This is a genomic window from Catenuloplanes indicus (assembly GCF_030813715.1).
Classification (GTDB): Bacteria; Actinomycetota; Actinomycetes; order Mycobacteriales; family Micromonosporaceae; genus Catenuloplanes; species Catenuloplanes indicus.
Window position 1 is genome coordinate 7,953,123 of sequence record NZ_JAUSUZ010000001.1, and the last position, 17,478, is coordinate 7,970,600.

At 72.5% G+C, this 17,478-nt stretch carries 15 protein-coding genes; 11 read left to right on the plus strand and 4 right to left on the minus strand.

What is annotated here, in order from left to right; translation table 11 throughout:
* Positions 1 to 102 precede the first annotated feature (102 nt).
* The 3 genes from J2S42_RS35520 to J2S42_RS35530 form a co-directional block, all read right to left on the minus strand.
* Positions 103 to 1,101, minus strand: coding sequence for an anti-sigma factor RsbA family regulatory protein (locus J2S42_RS35520; RefSeq protein WP_307246405.1), 999 nt, complete (start codon positions 1,099 to 1,101; stop codon positions 103 to 105).
* 115 nt (positions 1,102 to 1,216) lie between these two features.
* Positions 1,217 to 3,622 (minus strand): phosphoketolase family protein, encoded by a 2,406-nt coding sequence (locus J2S42_RS35525; protein WP_370879326.1) that lies wholly within the window; start codon positions 3,620 to 3,622, stop codon positions 1,217 to 1,219.
* An 84-nt stretch (positions 3,623 to 3,706) separates the two neighbouring features.
* On the minus strand, positions 3,707 to 3,868 hold the full coding sequence (locus J2S42_RS35530; RefSeq protein ID WP_307246407.1) for a hypothetical protein: 162 nt from the start codon (positions 3,866 to 3,868) through the stop codon (positions 3,707 to 3,709).
* A gap of 63 nt (positions 3,869 to 3,931) precedes the next feature.
* Between J2S42_RS35530 and J2S42_RS35535 the strand changes: the two genes are divergently transcribed.
* The 3 genes from J2S42_RS35535 to J2S42_RS35545 all read left to right on the plus strand — a co-directional run bounded on the left by J2S42_RS35535 (position 3,932) and on the right by J2S42_RS35545 (position 6,822).
* Positions 3,932 to 4,372: a MarR family winged helix-turn-helix transcriptional regulator gene (locus tag J2S42_RS35535; RefSeq protein ID WP_307246409.1), complete on the plus strand. Its 441-nt coding sequence runs from the start codon at positions 3,932 to 3,934 to the stop codon at positions 4,370 to 4,372.
* Positions 4,373 to 4,442: 70 nt separating this feature from the next.
* Positions 4,443 to 5,981, plus strand: a complete 1,539-nt coding sequence (locus J2S42_RS35540) for an alpha/beta hydrolase fold domain-containing protein (protein WP_307246411.1) — start codon at positions 4,443 to 4,445, stop codon at positions 5,979 to 5,981.
* A 25-nt stretch (positions 5,982 to 6,006) separates the two neighbouring features.
* The gene (locus tag J2S42_RS35545; RefSeq protein ID WP_307246413.1) at positions 6,007 to 6,822 is read left to right on the plus strand and encodes a serine hydrolase; all 816 of its coding nucleotides are present in this window, start codon (positions 6,007 to 6,009) and stop codon (positions 6,820 to 6,822) included.
* Here the strand turns inward: J2S42_RS35545 and J2S42_RS35550 are convergent.
* Positions 6,803 to 7,744, minus strand: coding sequence for a 5'-3' exonuclease (locus J2S42_RS35550; RefSeq protein ID WP_307246415.1), 942 nt, complete (start codon positions 7,742 to 7,744; stop codon positions 6,803 to 6,805). The two genes, J2S42_RS35545 and J2S42_RS35550, sit on opposite strands and share 20 nt — an antisense overlap.
* A 147-nt stretch (positions 7,745 to 7,891) precedes the next feature.
* Here J2S42_RS35550 and J2S42_RS35555 point away from each other — a divergent pair, with 147 nt between their 5' ends.
* The 8 genes from J2S42_RS35555 to J2S42_RS35590 all read left to right on the plus strand — a co-directional run bounded on the left by J2S42_RS35555 (position 7,892) and on the right by J2S42_RS35590 (position 17,455).
* Positions 7,892 to 9,109 carry a glycosyltransferase family 4 protein gene (locus tag J2S42_RS35555; protein ID WP_307246417.1) on the plus strand — a complete coding sequence of 406 codons (1,218 nt, stop codon included), beginning with the start codon at positions 7,892 to 7,894 and terminating at the stop codon, positions 9,107 to 9,109.
* Positions 9,102 to 10,583: a lipopolysaccharide biosynthesis protein gene (locus J2S42_RS35560; RefSeq protein ID WP_307246419.1), complete on the plus strand. Its 1,482-nt coding sequence runs from the start codon at positions 9,102 to 9,104 to the stop codon at positions 10,581 to 10,583. Before J2S42_RS35555 ends, J2S42_RS35560 begins: the two co-directional genes overlap by 8 nt.
* Positions 10,584 to 10,775: 192 nt before the next feature.
* Complete coding sequence (locus J2S42_RS35565; RefSeq protein WP_307246421.1) at positions 10,776 to 12,335, plus strand: O-antigen ligase family protein; 1,560 nt, start codon at positions 10,776 to 10,778, stop codon at positions 12,333 to 12,335.
* A 9-nt stretch (positions 12,336 to 12,344) separates the two neighbouring features.
* Positions 12,345 to 13,370 carry a Gfo/Idh/MocA family protein gene (locus J2S42_RS35570; RefSeq protein ID WP_307246423.1) on the plus strand — a complete coding sequence of 342 codons (1,026 nt, stop codon included), beginning with the start codon at positions 12,345 to 12,347 and terminating at the stop codon, positions 13,368 to 13,370.
* On the plus strand, positions 13,370 to 14,032 hold the full coding sequence (locus tag J2S42_RS35575) for an acyltransferase (protein ID WP_307246425.1): 663 nt from the start codon (positions 13,370 to 13,372) through the stop codon (positions 14,030 to 14,032). Before J2S42_RS35570 ends, J2S42_RS35575 begins: the two co-directional genes overlap by 1 nt.
* Positions 14,029 to 15,156, plus strand: a complete 1,128-nt coding sequence (locus J2S42_RS35580) for a DegT/DnrJ/EryC1/StrS family aminotransferase (RefSeq protein ID WP_307246427.1) — start codon at positions 14,029 to 14,031, stop codon at positions 15,154 to 15,156. Before J2S42_RS35575 ends, J2S42_RS35580 begins: the two co-directional genes overlap by 4 nt.
* On the plus strand, positions 15,156 to 16,214 hold the full coding sequence (locus J2S42_RS35585; RefSeq protein ID WP_307246429.1) for a glycosyltransferase family 4 protein: 1,059 nt from the start codon (positions 15,156 to 15,158) through the stop codon (positions 16,212 to 16,214). Before J2S42_RS35580 ends, J2S42_RS35585 begins: the two co-directional genes overlap by 1 nt.
* On the plus strand, positions 16,211 to 17,455 hold the full coding sequence (locus tag J2S42_RS35590; RefSeq protein WP_307246430.1) for a hypothetical protein: 1,245 nt from the start codon (positions 16,211 to 16,213) through the stop codon (positions 17,453 to 17,455). The genes J2S42_RS35585 and J2S42_RS35590 overlap by 4 nt, the downstream gene beginning before the upstream one ends.
* Positions 17,456 to 17,478: the final 23 nt, after the last annotated feature.

The following is a 17,478-nucleotide window of genomic DNA, read 5'->3' on the forward strand; positions in this document are numbered from 1 at the left end:
CCGTGCGCGGGAGGGCGGGACCGGCCCGTCCGGCTGAGTGCCCAGGTTCGACGTGCGCGCCGGCCGGTCCGGCGATGCGAGACGGTCCGGCCCGCGCGTTCGTCACCGAGGGGAGGGTGGCGGTGCTGCGTGCATCGTCATCTCGACCGTGTAGCCGTCCGGGCCATGCCGCTCGGCCACCGCGTCGCAGCACTGGTGCGTGACCCACAGCCCGAGCCCGCCGCGCGCGCCGTCACCGGCCGGCAGCAGGCCCGCGAACGGGTCGGCGGGCCCGCGACCGGCGTCCGTCACCGACACCGTGACGCGGTCCGGCAGCGCCCACAGCCGCACCGTGACCGGTGGTGTGCCGTGCCGGTGCGCGTTCGTCACGGTCTCGCTGACCGCGACGGCCAGGTCGTCGAGCGCGTCCCGCGTGAGCCGGCCGGTGCCGGCCGCGAAGACCGCGCGCCGGGCTTCCGCCGGGGGCGGGCCGTGCAACTCCAGGTGCGGTGCGGGCAGCGGCTCGCCGGTGTGCGGGCGGGTGCGGGTCATCGGCAGGAACGTGGCCGGTGCCAGGTAGGACGGGTGCGGCAGGTGCTGACCGTGGGGCGCGGCGGTGCGCGGGTGGGTGCGGGCCACGTCCGCCAGCACGTGCGCGGGCGTGCGCAGCCGGTCGTAGGCGCAGATGCCCCAGACCGGGAAGTCGTCGAACGTGTGGTTGATCGCGGACTCGTAGCGCGCCCATGCGTCCCAGGACCGGCCGGACGTGGCCGCGGGCAGCTCGCCGACCACCCGGATCTGCGCGGCGCCGGCCTCGGTGTGCCCGGCGAACATCGCCCGGAACTCGCGGATCGCGGACGCCGGCCGGGCGTAGCGGGTGCCGGCCGCCACGAAGTCGACCTTGACGTCCGGCGGCAGCGCGTCCTTGATCAGCGCCGCGCGCTCGTCGCCGAGCGCGACCAGCGTGGGCTCGCCCGCGGCCACCCCGTCCAGCAGGAACGGCAGCACGATCGCGAGCAGTTCGGCGGGGGAGCCGTAGAACGCGGCCTCGTGGAAGTAACCGAGGTGCCCGGCGGCCGCACCCGTGCGTGTCGGAGCGGCAGGGCGGGCGGGGGTGGTCACGTGAACAGTCTATGCCCGCGCTGCCCAGGACCCGTCGGCGCGGCAAAAGCCGCCGACGACCGGAAAACCCGTCCGGGGGTACGTTCTCCCAGCCGTACCCCCGAACGGGTTTGATCTAGAGCGACCAGTCGCGGATCTCCGGCATGTCCTCCAGGTGCTCGACCACGTAGGCCTCGTGCTCGGCGAGCTTGGCCGTGCACCAGTCCTTCAGGTCGGCCGCGCCGCGCGGCAGCCGCTTCGCGTTGTTGATCGCGTCGAGCACCAGGTGGTAGCGCGAGGCCCGGTTCCGTACCGTCATGTCGAACGGCGTGGTGGTGGTGCCCTCCTCGACGAAGCCGCGCACCCGGAACCGGTCCGCGTCCGGCCGGCCGTGGATCAGCTGGTGGATCGCGCCCGGGTAGCCGTGGAACGCGAAGATCACGTCGACCGTGTCGGTGAACAGCTCCGTGAACCGGGTCTCGCTCATGCCGTGCGGGTGGTCCTTCGGCCGGACCAGCGCCATCAGGTCGACCACGTTGACCACGCGCACGGAGAGCTGCGGCAGCCGCTCCTTGAGGATCTGCGCCGCGGCCACGGTCTCCATCGTCACCACGTCGCCCGCGCAGGCCAGCACGATGTCCGGTTCGCGGGTCTCGTCGTCGTTGCCGGCCCAGTCCCAGATGCCGGCGCCGCGGGCGCAGTGCTCGATCGCCTCGTCGATGCCCAGCCACTGCGGCTGCGGCTGCTTGTCGATCACGATCAGGTTGATGTACGACCGCGACCGCAGGCAGTGGTCGGCCACGCTGAGCAGCGTGTTCGCGTCCGGCGGCAGGTAGACCCGGGCGATGTCGCCGCGCTGGGTGAGCACCACCTGGATCAGGCCGGGCCCCTGGTGCGAGAAGCCGTTGTGGTCGTTGCGCCAGGCCGTGGAGGTGAGCAGCACGTTCAGGCTCGGTACCTTCGCCCGCCAGTCCAGCCGCCGCGACTCCTGCAGCCACTTGCCGTGCTGCACGGTCTGCGACGCGGAGACCATCGCGAACGCCTCGTAGGTGGCGAACATGCCGTGCCGGCCGGTCAGGTTGTAGCCCTCCAGCCAGCCGTGACAGTTGTGCTCGGAGAGCACCTCCATCACCCGGCCGTCCCGGCTGATCGCGGTGTCGTGCTCGAACGTCTGCTCCATGAACCCGCGGTCGGACGCCTCGAAGACCGCGCCGAGCCGGTTGCTGTTCGTCTCGTCCGGGCAGAACAGCCGGAACCGGTCGTCGTTCGCCCGGTAGACGTCGCGCAGCAGTTCACCGAGTTTGCGGGTGGACTCGGCCTTCTCGGTGGCCGGCGCCTTCACGTCGATCGCGTAATCGCGGAAGTCCGGGATGTCCAGGTCCTTGGTGAGCAGGCCGCCGTTCGCGTGCGGGCTCGCGCTCATCCGCAGGTCGCCGGCCGGGTTCAGCGCGGTGACCAGCTCGGTCGGCCGGCCCTGGTCGTCGAAGAGCTCCTCCGGGCGGTACGAGCGCATCCACTCCTCGAGCAGCCGCAGGTGGTCCGGGTTCTCCCGGACGCCGGAGAGCGGCACCTGGTGCGCTCGCCAGGTACCGGTGACCTGCGTGCCGTCCACCTCGTCCGGGCCGGTCCAGCCCTTCGGCGTACGCATGATGATCAGTGGCCAGCGGGGACGGGAGCCGTCCCAGTCACCGCCGCGCGCGCTCTGCTGGATCGCGCGGATCCGGCCCCAGGCGTCGGCCAGCGCGGCCGCGAACCGCCGGTGCATGCCGGGCAGGTCCGCGCCGGAGACCTCGATGACCTCGTAGCCGTGGCCCTCCAGCAGCGCGTGCACCTCCTGCGGGCTCTTCCGGGCCAGCACGGTAGGACCGGCGATCTTCGCGCCGTTGAGGTGCAGGATCGGCAGCACCGCGCCGTCCCGGGCCGGGTTGATGAACGAGATGCCCTTCCAGGAACCCTCCAGCGGACCGGTCTCCGCCTCGCCGTCGCCGACCACCGCGATCGACAGCAGGTCCGGGTTGTCCATCACCGAGCCGAACGCGTGCACCAGCACGTACCCCAGCTCGCCGCCCTCGTGGATGGACCCGGGCGTGGTGACGGAGACGTGGCTCGGGATGCCGCCCGGCGCGGAGAACTGCCGGAACAGCCGGGTCATGCCCGGCTCGTCCTGGGACACCCTCGGGTAGATCTCGGAGTACGTGCCCTCCAGGTAACCGGCCGCGACCAGCGCCGGGCCGCCGTGCCCCGGGCCGGCCAGGTAGATCGCCTGCTGCCCGGTCCGCTGGATCAGCCGGGACACGTGCGCGTAGACGAACGACAGCCCGGGGCTGGTGCCCCAGTGCCCGAGCAGGCGTGGCTTGACGTGGGCGGCGGTCAGCGGCTCGCGCAGCAACGCGTTCGCCCGCAGGTAGATCTGGCCGACGGTCAGGTAGTTGTTCGCCCGCCACCAGGCGTCCAGGCTCGCGATCTCGTCGTCGCCGGGCTCGGCGAGCGTGTGCAGCAGGTTTTCGTCGACGGTGGTCACTGTCACCGCGTACCCCCTCATGCGATCTCTATCCACGGATCAGCGTGCCGGATCGCGGCCGATCGCACAGGGGGACCCGGGCCCGCGGGCCAGGGCCGTTGGTCCCTACCGGGACGCCTGCCTGCGCGCCTCCAGGTGGCGCTTCCACTGGTCGCGCGCCTCCTGGGTGCATCCCTGCAGCGCGTCGCCGGAGACCGTGGCCGGACCGAAGACCTTGTAGAGCTGCCGCCAGACCCAGCCGCCCTCGTCCGGTGCCCGCTTCGCCATGGATCCCTCCCGAGCCGTTGGTGTGCAAATACTTTGTACACCAACTATCGGTACGATGGCACCGTGGCTGAGGACATACTCGCGCTGGAACGACAGGTCTGCTTCGCGCTCTCGGTGGCGTCCCGCACGGTCGTCGGTGTCTACCGCCCGCTGCTGGAGCCGATGGGCCTGACCCACCCGCAATACCTCGTCATGCTCGCGCTCTGGCAGTCCTCGCCGCTCTCCGTCACCGAGCTCAGCCGCCTGCTGCTGCTCGACCCGGGCACGCTGTCGCCGCTGCTCAAGCGCCTCGAGGCGGGTGGGCTGATCCGCCGCGAGCGGGACCCGGGCGACGAGCGCAGCCTCGCGGTCACGCTCACCGACGCCGGCCGGGCGCTGCGCGCGGAGGCGGAGAAGATCCCCGGCACCGTCATCGAGCGGCTCGGCCTTCCGCTCTCCGACCTGCAGGACCTGCACGCCGCGCTGACCACGGTGATCGCGGCGGCGTCCCGGCCGAACGGCTGACAATTCGCCGAACAGGCCCGCTGGCAACCCGGGCGGCGTTCACTGGGACCCACGTCGCAGGGAGGTCGCCATGCTCAACTACCCCACCGGCCCGGGTGACCTGGACCGGATCGTCGCGGACGCACACGCGGTCGTCGAACGCCAGCTGCAGCACCTCGCGGCCGGCCGTGGCGACCGCCGGGTCCTGGCCGACCAGGTCTCCTACGAGCTGGCCCGGCAGACCGACGCGGAGGAGCGGGTGCTCTGCCCCGCGCTCGCCCGGACCGGCGCGGTCGCCGAGGCCCAGCACCTGCGCGACGAGAACAAGCGGCTCAAGGAGCTGCTGGTGGTGATCCAGCAGAGCGAGCCCGGCGACGAGGAGTTCGAGGAGGCGGTCGCCGAGCTGATCGACGACGTGCGCCAGCACGCGGCCGAGGAAGAGGAGGAATACCTGCCGCAGCTGCGCGATCAGCTCGGCCCGGACCGCATGCCCGAGCTCGGCCGCGACTGGCTCGCCGCGATGCGCGCGGCACCGGCCCGCCCGCACCCGTACGGCCCGGCCGGTGCGCTCGCCCACCGGCTCACCGACCCGGCCACCGCGGCCGTCGACCGGCTCCGCGACCGCGTCTCCGGCCGCCGCGACATCCTCGCCACCGACCCGTCCGGCCTGCTCGACCGGCAGTCCCAGCGGCTGCTCGACGCGTTCGCGGCGCTGCACCCGGCGCCGCTGGAGACGCTCACCGTCGGCCGCGCCCGCCGCCGGCCCGGCCTGGCCGCCGCGGTCCGCGCGCTCACCCCCGGCTTCACGCCGGAGCCGGTCGGCGACGCCCGCACACTGCTGCTGCACGGCGGCCTCCCGGTCCGCGTCTACCACCCGTCCGGCGGGCCGGCCGAGCCGCTGCCGGTGATCCTCTGGGCGCACGGCGGCGGCTGGGTGCTGCCCGAGGCCGAGGAAGCCGACACGATATGCCGGGCACTGACGAATCGGACCGGCGCGATCGTCGCCTGCCCGGGCTACCGGCTGGCGCCGGAGGAGCCGTTCCCGGCCGCGTTCGAGGACATCCGCACCACGTACCACTGGCTGGAGACGCACTCCCGGTTCCTCGGCGCCGACCCGGCCCGGATCGCGCTGGCCGGTGAGTCCACCGGCGCGACCATGGCCGCCGCCACCGCGTGGAACCTGCGCCTCACCGACAGCACGATCCCGGCCGCGCTGCTGCTGGTCCACCCGCTGACCACGCTCGCGCCGGCCGGCGACAGCATGACCACCGAGGCGGACGCGAAGCCGCTCACCCGGACCGCGCTTTCCTGGATGCTCACCCACGCGGTGCCGCCGTCCACCGCCGACGATCCCTGGCTCGACCTGCTCGGCCTGCCCCGGCAGTCGCTGACCGGCCTGCCGCCGACCCTGGTGATCACGGCGGAGCGGGACGTGCTGCGGGACCAGGGCGAGGCGTTCGGGCACCACCTCGCGCTGGCCGGCGTCCCGGTCACCACCACCCGGTACCAGGGCGTGCCGCACGGCTTCCTCGCCGCCGCGCCGGTGCTGGACACCGCACAGCGCGCGCTCGCGGAATGCGCCGCGCACCTCCGGCGCGCGTTCGCCGGCCTTCCGGCGAAGCCGTTCTGATCTCGTTGATCTACCATGCCGAGCCGTGAGGACCGACCTGACGACGCTCTACCGCGAGGCGTCCGGCGCCGCGGGCGGCCGGTGGCACGTGCTGGTCACCCGGTACGGCACGCCGGTGCTGGAGGAGGACGCGGACGCGGTGCTGCACGCGTACAGCGTGCAGAAGGTGGCCGTGGCGGTCGCCGTGCTGGACGCGGTGGACCGCGGCGTGTTCCCGCTCGACCACCGGATCGACGTACCGGCCGAGATCGTGCTTCCGGGCAGCGGCATCTACGCGCTGCAGACGGTCTGGGGCGACCGGGTCACGATCGCGAACGCGCTGGCCGCGCTGCTGCTGGTCTCGGACAACACGGCGGTACGGCTGTGCGGGCAGCTGGTGCCGGCCTGCGAGATCAACGAGATCCTGGCCGCGAAGGGCTTCGCGCACACCCGGGTCGAGCCGGTCGAGAACCCGCACCGGTTCTTCCTCGGCGTGACCACGCCGCGGGAGACGCACGACCTGCTCACCCGTCTGGCGGCCGGCACGCTGCTGTCGCCGGCCAGCACCGAGTTCGTGCTCGGCGTGCTGCGCGCGCTCAGCGGCTACCACGACGGCGTACGCCGGGTGATGTCCTCGCCGGAGCGGGCCCGGGTGGCCAGCAAGTACGGCGCGGACTGGCAGGACGGCCTCGCGTCCCGGCACGAGGCCGGCGTGATCTTCGACGGGGACGGCCGGCCCGCGGTGGTGTTCGCGCTGTTCGCGGACCGGCTCGGCGACGTGCTCAACTACGGCTCCACGCACCCGGCCGTGCAGGCGCACGCGGTGCTCGGGCCGGCGCTGCTCAGGCTGGCGACGCCATAGCGTCGACCAGGCGCTGGCACGGGCCGGTCAGGTTCCACTTCTCCGCCAGCGCGAACAGCGCCTCCGCGTCGGCCGGCGCGGACGGCAGCGCGAACGCGGTGACCGGCAGCGGCACGTCGGTGGCGACCCGGACGACCGGCCCGGCGGCGCGCAGGTAGTCCCGGGCCGCGGCCAGCTTGGTGCGCAGACCGGCGGCGAACCCGGCGGCCGGGTCGTCCAGCGCGGTCAGGATGTCGTCCAGGCCGCCGTACCGCTCGACCAGCCGCGCCGCGGTCTTCTCGCCGACACCGGCCACGCCGGGCAGCCCGTCGCTGGGGTCGCCGCGCAGCGCCGCGAAGTCCGCGTACCGCTGGGGTGCCACGCCGTACTTCGCCCGGACCAGGGCCTCGTCCGCGTCCTCCAGCTTCGCCACGCCGCGGCCGCAGTAGAGCAGCCGGGTGCCGCGCGCGTCGTCGACCAGCTGGAACAGGTCCCGGTCGCCGGACGCGACCTCGACCGGGCCGGGCTGGGTGACGGCCAGCGTGCCGAGCACGTCGTCCGCCTCGTAACCGTCCACGCCGAACGCCGGGATGCCGACCGCGGCCAGCAGCTCCAGGATGATCGGGACCTGCGGCACCAGCGTGTCCGGCACCTCCTCGACGGCCGGTGCGACCGCGACCCGGTGCGCCTTGTACGACGGGATCAGCGCGACCCGCCACTCCGGCCGCCAGGACGCGTCCAGCGCGCAGACCACCCGGTCCGGCCGGCGGGTGCGGATCAACGTCGCGAGCATGTCGGTGAAGCCACGGACCGCGTTGACCGGGCTGCCGTCCGGTGCGCGGGCCGCCGACTCGGGAATGCCGAAGTAGGCGCGGAAGTACAGACTGGGCGCGTCGACGGCGAGCAGCGGTCGCTGGTTCACACCCGTCACACTAGCCGTCATGCGAAGGTAGTCCTCGGGAGCCACTGACTTACGGACGGTGAACGTGCGCGAAAGCTTCTCACACAACGGCCCCCCGGTCTGTGCCGCACAAGCGCGCCGACCTATTGTCTCCGGGTGTCCCCGACTCCTACCTCTCGGGCCGCTACTGTGACTTCTGACAGCGCCGCCGAAGCCCCGCAGACCCCCCGACGGCCGCTGCGCGTCGGCATGATCGTCATCAGTCAGTACGAGTCGGACCCCCGCGTCCGCCGCCAGGCCGAGGCGCTGGTCGCGCGCGGTGACGAGGTGACCGTGCTGGCGCTGGAGGCCGAGGGCCGCCCCCGCGAGGACGTGGTCGAGGGCGTCCGGGTGATCCACCTGCCGGTGAAGAAGTACCGTGGCTCGTCCGCCAAGGCGTACCTCGGCCTCTACGGCTCGTTCGGCGCCCGCGCGACCGCGTGGCTGACCCGCCACCCGCGCCGCTTCGACGTGCTGCAGGCCCACTCGATGCCGGAGGCGCTGGTCTTCGCGGGCATCGCGCAGCGGCTGGCCGGCGTGCCGCTGCTGCTCGACGTGCACGACCTGACCAGCAAGCTGTTCGCGGCGAAGTTCGAGGGCAAGAGCGCGATCATGTCCGGCGTGCGGCTCTCCGAGCGCGCCGCGCTGCGCTTCGCCACCGAGGTCATGACCGTGCACGAGCCGTACGCGGACCTGGTCCGTGCGGACACCAGGAAGCCGGTCTCGGTCGTGATGAACTGCCCGGACGAGCGCCTGTTCGCGCCGCGCCCGGAGCCGCGCCGCTGGGACCCGGACGGCGAGGTGGTGTTCAGCTACCACGGCCTGATCGCGCCGCGGCACGGCCTGGTCAACGTGGTCAAGGCGCTCAAGGGCGTGCGCGAGACGCTGCCCGGCGCGCGGGTGCAGATAAGGGGTGGCGGCGACGGCATCGACGAGGTCGCGGCCACCGCGCGCGAGCTCGGCCTGGAGGACGCGGTCGACCTGCCGACCCGGCTCTACTCGATGACCGAGATCGTCGGCGAGCTGACCGACGTGCACATCGGCCTGGTCCCCAGCATGCTCGACCAGTGGACCGAGGGCGTGCTCCCCACCAAGCTGCTGGAGTACTCCGCGCTCGGCGTCCCCTGCGTGACGTTCCGAAACCCGGTCATCGAGCGGTACTTCCCGGAGGACTCGGTCACCTACGTCGACCCGGCCACGCCGGAGACGCTGCGCGAGGCCATGATCGCGCTGGCCAAGGACCCGGACCGCGCACTGGAGCAGGCGGCCCGCGCCGGCAAGGTGATGGAGGGCCTGCGCTGGAGCGCGCAGAAGGAGATCTACTTCAGCGTGATCGACCGGCTTGCGGCCCGGAAGAACCGTGGTTGAGCAGACGACGGTGACGGCCGGGCGTCCCGCTGCGCCGGGCATGGCGCGCAGCGGGATCGCCAGCCTCGCCGCGCTGGTCGCGCTGGGCCTCACCCGGCTCGTGCACGGCGCGCTGGTCGCCCGCGCGACCGAGCCGGAGGTCTACGGCCTGGTCGGCTCGCTGGTCGCGGTCAGCACGATCGCCAGCCTGCTGCTGCCGGCCGGCCTGGCCAGCGCCGCGTCCCGGTTCATCCCGTTCCAGCAGGGCCGGGGCGACGCCGGTGCGGTCGGCGCGGTCGACCGCATGCTGTCCCGGCTCGGCCTGGTCGCGGCCGTGGTGCTCGGCGCGGGCGCGGGCGGGTTCGCCTGGCTCGTCTACGACCTGGACCCGATCGACGTGGTCCAGGTGGTGCTGCTCTGCGTGACCTTCTGCGCGTACACCGTGCAGAAGGCCACGCTCTACGCGTTCGGCGAGGTCGCACACTACGCGAAGCTGGAACTCGCCTCGTCCGTGATCGCGATCGGCGCCACCGTGGCGGTGGTGCTGACCGGCGTGCCGCTCTACATCCTGCCGCTGGCGCTCGGCTACGCGCTGTTCGGCCTGGCCGGCTGGGCCCGGCTGCGCGCCCCCCGCAGGGAACTCCCGCACGGGTACGTCCCGGACCGTCGCGAGATCTGGGTCTACATCGCGCTCGCCTGCGTCGGCACGGTCTGCGCGAGCGGCTTCCTGCAGAGCACCCAGCTGCTGGCCGGCTGGGTGGCCACGCCCGGCGTGGTCGCCTACTTCACCGCCTCGGTCACGCTGGTCGCGCCGTTCTACTTCCTGCCCCGCGCGCTCGGCATGGTGCTGTTCCCGGCGATGGCCCGGGCGCACGGTGCCGGCGACGCCGAGGCCGTGCGCACACAGGCCGACCTGTCCACCCGCGCGCTGCTGGCCGCGCTCGCGCCGCTGTTCGCCGGCGCGATCCTGCTGGCGCCGGAGGTGCTGGCGGTCTACGGCGGCGGCGAGTTCGCGGACGGCGCGCCGATCCTGCGCCTGATCCTGGCCGGTACGTACCTCGCGGTCATCCCGGTCGCGGCCGTGAACTCGCTGTCCAGCGGCGAGCACGTCCGGGTTCCGACACTGGCCGCGGTGGCCGGTGCCGGCACCGGCCTGCTGGCGGTGGCGCTGCTGACCCCCGCGTTCGGCGCGACCGGCGTGGCGGCCGGCTACGTGCTCGGCACCGCGATCACGGCCGGCGTCCCGCTGATCACGGCGTGGCGCCTGCTCCGGATGTCCTGGTTCGGCCCGGTCTTACGTGCACTCAGCGTAGTCGGATCGGCACTTGTCCTGGCGGCCGTCCTGGACCACCTCGACGCGGGTGTCCCGCTGGACGTCACGGCCGCCCTGCTAGGCGCTTTGATCGGTGCATCGGTGCTGGTCGGAGACCTTCGCAAGCTGTGGCGCGAAGGCCGCGGCACGCCCGCCACCCCGGGTAGCGGTGACGCAGCGTGAAAGGTAGCCTTTCGGCGGACGGTGGTCCCACACCGGCGTCCGCGATCCATGAATGTGGCCGGAGACCGCTCCATGGACCGGTGCGGTCCATGGTCGCCGCCACTGTCCCTGTCCGACGGCGTTCGGCCCCCACCGGGTCGACAATGACCGCCACCGGCTCGGTGGCGGCGGGAAGAGTTCAGGTTGTCTTCGATGGTTCTCGCGCGTGACGCCGAGCGGGATGATGCGGCGCCGACGGCGCGACGTCTGATCCCCCGCTGGCTGTCCGGAGTCCTGCTCGTCCTGCTGTCCCTCCTCCTCGTCGAGGTCGTGATCGAGGCGTGGGTCCAGGTGCTGTTCAGCAGCACCACGATCGACGCCCAGAACCGGGTCGTCGAAGACCTGCCGACCTGGCCCAAGACGCTCAAGAACGCCATCTACCTGTCCATGCTCGCGATCAGCGCACTGGTCCTCGCGCTCGAGTGGCGGCGGTGGCGCGAGTTCACCTCCAAGGCCGACATCGCGCTCGCCGTGCTCGGCGTGGTGCTGATCCTCGCCGGTCTGGTGAATGGCTCCGAGCTCTCACTGATCGCCCAGGCCGGCTACGTCTACCTGCGCGGCGTGATCGTGTTCTACGCGTGGCGGGTGGCGTTCCCGTCGCCGAAGCACATCCGCTGGGCGCTGATCCCGGTCGGCGCGCTCGTCGTCGTCAACTCGGTCCTCGCGATCTGGCAGACGCTCGCGGGCTACCAGGCGTACCAGATGGTCGGCTGGAACAACATGACCTGGGCCCGGATCAACCGGGCGCACGCGCTGATGGACCACCCGAACCACCTGGGTCACTTCCTCACGCTCGCGCTGCTCGGCCTGCTCTGCTGGTTCCTGGTGCGGAAGAACGTCGGCTGGAAGCTCTGGCTGCTGTTCGGCTTCATCGCGCTGGCCGGCTCCGCCACCCAGTCCCGCGAGTCCGCGCTCGGCTTCCTCGGCGCCGCGATCGTGCTGGCGATCCTGCGCCGCGGCAAGTACGTCGTGATAGCGGTCGCCACCGCGATGGTGCTCGCGTTCGCGGTCGGCCAGGTCGCCATCTCCCCGGAGAACCGCACCGAGCTGGCCCGCCGCCTGGCCGGTGTGACCAGCGCGCTCTCGCTGCCCAGCGGCGCGGAGCGGGAGGGCTTCTGCGTCCAGGGCAACGCCGGCTGCGAGGACGAGAACAGCATCCCGCAGCGCGAGGTGCGCGTGCTCTACGCGCAGCAGGGCGTCAAGCTCTTCTTCAAGCGGCCCGTCCTGGGGTACGGCATCGGCCAGTTCGGCGGCATCGCGGCCTACACCGCGGACCCGAAGTGGTTCGAGGACACCCGCTTCGGCCCGGACGGCTTCGAGCTCTACGGCTCCAACGAGAAGCAGGTCGACTCGTTCTGGCTGCACCTGTTGGTGGAGACCGGTACGCTCGGCGTCCTCGCGTACCTGACCTGGCTGTTCTTCCTGGCCTGGCCGCTGCTGCGCAGCTCCTGGGCCGACCGGAAGGAACGCTGGAAGGAGAACCGGGCCGGCCCGACCACGCTGTGGGGCATCGCGGTGCTGGTCTTCGCGGTCCTGGTCGCGGCGCTGGCGCCGTCGCTGGAGGACCCGGTGTTCCCGGCGATGCTCTTCTCCGTGCTGGGCATCTCCTGGGTGATGCTGTCCCGCGCCGGCGCCCGGACCCCGGTCCCCGCCGCCGAGACCGCCGCACCCGCCGACGAGCCGACCGCTCGCCGTACCGACGAGGAAGTTTAGGGGGCGACCATGAGTGGAGTCGCGCTGATCGGCTTCGGGTACTGGGGGCCGAACCTGGCCCGCAACCTGCAGAACCATGCCGGTTCCCGCTGGCGTTACCTGGTGGAGCTGTCGCCTGAGCGCGCCGCGCGCGCCCAGGCGCTCTACCCGCAGGTGCAGGTCGTCAGCGATCTCGACATCGTGCTCGACGACCCCGAGGTGACCGCCGCGATCGTGGCCACGCCGGCCGCCACGCACACGCCGCTGACCCGGCGCCTGCTGGACGCCGGCAAGAACGTCATGGTGGAGAAGCCGCTGGCGCTCAGCACCGAGGACGCGGCCTCGCTGGCCACCCAGGCCGACCGGGCCGGCAAGGTGCTGATGGTCGGGCACGTCTTCGAGTACGTGCCCGCCGTGCTGGAGATGAAGAAGATCATCGACGCCGGCGAGATCGGCGACCTGCTCTACCTGCACTCCCAGCGCCTCAACCTGGGCCGGATCCAGAGCGACGTGAACGCGTTCACGTCGATCGGCCCGCACGACGTCTCGATCGCGAACTTCCTGGTCGGCAAGGGCGCGGAGTGGGTCTCCGCGCGCGGCGCCCGCTACCTGAACGAGAACGTCGAGGACGTCGTCTTCGTGACGGTCGGCTACCCGGGCGGCGTGCTCGCCCACATGCACGTCAGCTGGCTCGACCCGTCCAAGACCCGCAAGACCACGGTGGTCGGCTCGCAGCAGATGATGGTCTTCGACGACGTCGACTCCGAGACCAAGCTCCGGGTGTACGACAAGGGCGCGGACCGGCTCGACCCGGACGCGTACGGCGCCTGGCAGTACAAGCTGCGCGACGGCGCCATGCGGGTCCCGAGCCTGCCGATGGCCGAGCCGCTCGGCGCCGAGCTCAAGCACTTCCTCGAGTGCGTCGACACCGGCGCCCGCCCGCGGACCGACGGGTGGAACGGCGTCGAGGTGGTGGCCGTCCTGGAGGCCGTCGAGGAGTCGCTGCGCAAGGGCGGCGACCAGATCGGGGTCAACACGCACCGGCCGGCCAGCTGATGAGCACCGTGATCAGCCCGCTGTCCGTGGTCGCCGACGGCGTCACGCTGGGGGAGGGGAGCGTGGTCGAGGAGTTCTGCGTCATCGGCCGCTCCGGTCCCACCGGCGAGAAGACCGTGATCGGCGACGGCGCGACGCTGCGCACGCACACCGTGCTCTACGCGGGCAACACGATCGGGCCGCGGTTCGCCACCGGCCACCACGCGCTGGTCCGCGAGTCGAACACGATCGGCGAGAACGTGTCGATCGGCTCGCTCTCGGTCGTCGAGCACCACGTGACGCTCGGCGACCGGGTGCGGATCCACTCGCAGTGCTTCATCCCGGAGTTCTCGGTGATCGAGGAGGACGCGTGGATCGGCCCGCGCGTCACGCTCACCAACGCGCCGTTCCCGCGCTGCCCCTCCGTCTCCACCTGCATGAAGGGCGTGCACATCGAGCGCGGCGCCAAGATCGGCGCCAACGCCACGATCCTTCCCGGGGTACGGATCGGGGCGGGCGCGATCATCGGCTCCGGCACGGTCGTCACGCGTGACGTCGCGCCCGGCGCCGTGGTGGTCGGCAACCCCGGCCGCCAGACCAAGACCACGGACGAACTGACCTGTCCGGCCGGTCTCGACCACCGTCCCTACCCACCCCTCGAGTCCATCGGAGCGAGCGCATGACGATTCCCCTGGTTGATCTCAAGGCGTCCTACGAGCGCCACAAGGCCGGCATCGACGCCGCGATGGCCGAGGTCATCACGAACACCCGGTTCATCGGGGGCAAGGAGCTCGTCGAGTTCGAGGAGGCGTTCGCCACGTTCTGCGGCGCCCGCTTCGCGATCGGCGTCGGCTCCGGCACCGCCGCGCTGCACCTGGCGCTGGCCGCGCTCGAGGTCGGCCCGGGCGACGTGGTCGCGGTCCCGGCGCACACCTTCATCGCCACCGCGGAGCCGGTCGTCTGGCTCGGCGCCACCCCGCGCTTCGTGGACATCGAGCCGGAGACCGGCTGCATGGACCCGGCCGCGCTGAAGGCCGCGCTCGCCCCCGGCGACGTCAAGGCCGTCATCCCGGTGCACATCCACGGCCAGCCGGTCGACCTGGCCGCGATCGGCGCGATCGCGGAGGAGGCGGGCGTCCCGATCATCGAGGACGCGGCCCAGGCGCACGGCTCCTCGGTCACGCTGGCCGACGGCACCGTGGTGCGCGCCGGCGCGTACGGTGCGATCTCCTGCTTCTCGTTCTACCCGGGCAAGAACCTCGGTGCGTTCGGTGACGCGGGGGCGCTCACCACGAACGACCCGGAGCTGGCCCAGAAGCTCAAGAAGCTGCGCGACCACGGCCGGCTCAGCAAGTACGAGCACGACATCGTCGGCTACGCGCACCGGCTGGACACGCTGCAGGCCGCGATCCTCAGCGTCAAGCTGACCACGCTGGACGCGGACAACGACCGCCGCCGCGAGATCGCCGCCGGCTACCGGGCCGGCCTCGAGGGCGTCGGCGACCTGCGGTTCGTGACCGAGGCCCCGGGCCGCCGCGGTGTCTACCACCACTTCGTGATCCACACCGCCGACCGGGACGCGCTGCTCGCGCACCTCAAGGCGGCCGGGATCGGCGCGGGCATCCACTTCCCGCTGCCGCTGCACCTGCAGCCGGCGTTCACGTTCCTCGGCGGCAAGCGGGGCGACCTGCCGAACACCGAGGCGTTCGAGTCGACCTGCGTGTCGCTGCCGATCTACCCGGAGCTGACGGACGCGCAGCGCGACGAGGTCATTGCCGCGGTCCGCTCGTACTTCGACGGGAACTGATGTCCGAGTCCTTCGCGGCGGCGGGCGGGTCTGCGGACCCCCCGCCGTCGCTTCGCATCCTGGCGGTCACCAACCTGTGGCCGTCCCCCGGCGGGTTCCGCGGCGTGTTCGTCCGCGACCAGGTCGAGTCGCTGCGCGCGGCCGGCCACCACGTCGACGTCGAGGTGGTCGCGCAGCAGCGCGGCAAGTCCGACTACCTGACCGCGGCCCCGCGCGTACGCGCTCGTGCGGCCGCCGGCGGATATGACCTGGTGCACGTCCACTACGGACTGACCGCGCTCGCGTCCCGGCTGGTCAAGGACATCCCCCGGGTTCTCTCCCTGTACGGCAGTGACGTCAACGAGCCCTGGCAGCGCCGGATCACCCGGGCCACCACCGGCACGGTCGCGGCTACGATCTACCCGTCCCGGCGGCTCGCGGCCGCGGCCGGCGACCCGGACGGCTACGTCGTACCGAACGCGGTCGACTTCGACCTGTTCACGCCGCCCGCCACCGCGGACGGCCGGGAGAAGATCCGCGCCTCGTTCGGGATCGCGCCCGACGACCAGGTCGTGCTCTTCGGCGCCCTCCCGGAGAACCAGGTCAAGGGGTACGACGTGTTCCGCGCCGTGCTCGACAAGCTCTCCGCCACCGGCGCGCCGATCCGCGAGCTGGTGCTGGCCGAGGCCGGTCAGGAACGCGACGCCGTGGTCCGCAAGTTCGCCGCCTCGGACGCACTGCTGCTCACCTCCCGCCGCGGCACGGAGAGCGGCCCGCTGGTGGTCAAGGAGGCGGCCGTGATGGGTGTCCCGGTGGTCACGGTCGACGTCGGCGATACTTCGGAGATCCTGGACGGCGTCACCCCGTCCGCGATCGTGCCGTTCCCGGACCCGTGGGGGACCGCGGCCGCGACGGACGAACTGGTCTCGAACCTGGCGGCCGCGCTCGCGCCGATCCTGGCGGCCCGCACCCGAGCCGACGGCCGGGAACGGCTTCGCCGCCTCGCGCCGGACGCGGTCACCGCCACGCTGGTCGACGTCTACCGCCAGGTCCTCGCGACTGCGGGTGGCGCGCGATGACCACGCCGGCCAAGTCCTCCCCGGACACCCCTTCGATACCCGACCCCACGCCGCCGGCCCCGGCCCCTGGCTCATCCGCGCCGGTCCCGACGCCGTCCGGTGGGCGATCCTGGGCGCGGCGATGGCTGGCCGACCTCGGCCCGGCCGTCCTGGCGTACCTCGTCCTGCGGTTGATCTGCCTTGCCGTCCTGGCGGTCTTCGCCCGGCTGGCCGGCACGCCGCTCACCGCCGCGCTGACCGACTTCGACGCCGGCTGGTACGTCGGCATCGCCACCGGCGGCTACGACGAGGCGATCCCGGTCAAGCCGGACGGCTCGCTCGCCAGCACCAACCTCGCCTTCTTCCCGCTCTTCCCGGCCCTGATCGCGCTGTTCAACCCGGTGCTCCCCGGCGGCGCCGCGATCAGCGGGGTGATCGTCTCCTGGATCGCGGGCCTGTTCGCCGCCGCCGGTCTCGCCGCGATCGGCCTGCACCTGCGCGACCGCCGCACCGGCATCGCACTGGCCGCCGTCTGGGCCGTCCTGCCGCATGCGCTGGTCCAGTCCATGGGCTACAGCGAAACCCTGTTCACCGCGCTCGCCGCCTGGTCGCTGTGGGCACTGCTGCGCCACCGATGGCTGACCGCCGGCCTGCTGTGCGTCCTCGCCGGCCTGACCCGCCCCACCGGCGGCGCACTCGCGGTCGCCGTCGGCCTGGCCGCCCTCCTCGCCGTCATCCAGAACCGCGGCCGCTTCACCCGCGGCGGCTGGCGCCCATGGCTGGCCGGCGCACTGTCGCCGCTCGGCATGCTCAGCTTCATCGCCTGGGTCGGCCTCCGGCTCGGCCAGCCCGACGGCTACTTCCGCGTCCAGGGCGACGCCTGGGGCATGGCCTTCGACGGCGGCTTCTACACGCTGAAGACGCTGAAGGCGATTCTGACCGACTCCCAGCCGCTCGCGCTCTACATGGCGACCGCGGTCCTCGCGGTCGCGGTCCTGCTGCTGGTCCTGGCCTTCACCGAGCGGCTCCCATGGCCGCTGCTGGTCTACGCGGCCGTGGTCCTGGCGCTCGCCCTGGGCGGCGAGGGCTACTACCACTCCAAGTCCCGCCTCCTGATGCCCGCGTTCCCGCTGCTGATCCCGGTCGCGTACGCATTGGCCCGCGCCCGGATCCCGCAGCTGGCCGTGGTCGTCGCGGCGTTGACGGCGCTGTCCGCGTGGTTCGGGTCGTACCTCGCGCTGGTCTGGGAGTACTCGCCCTGACACGTTTTGTGGCCCGGCCCTCG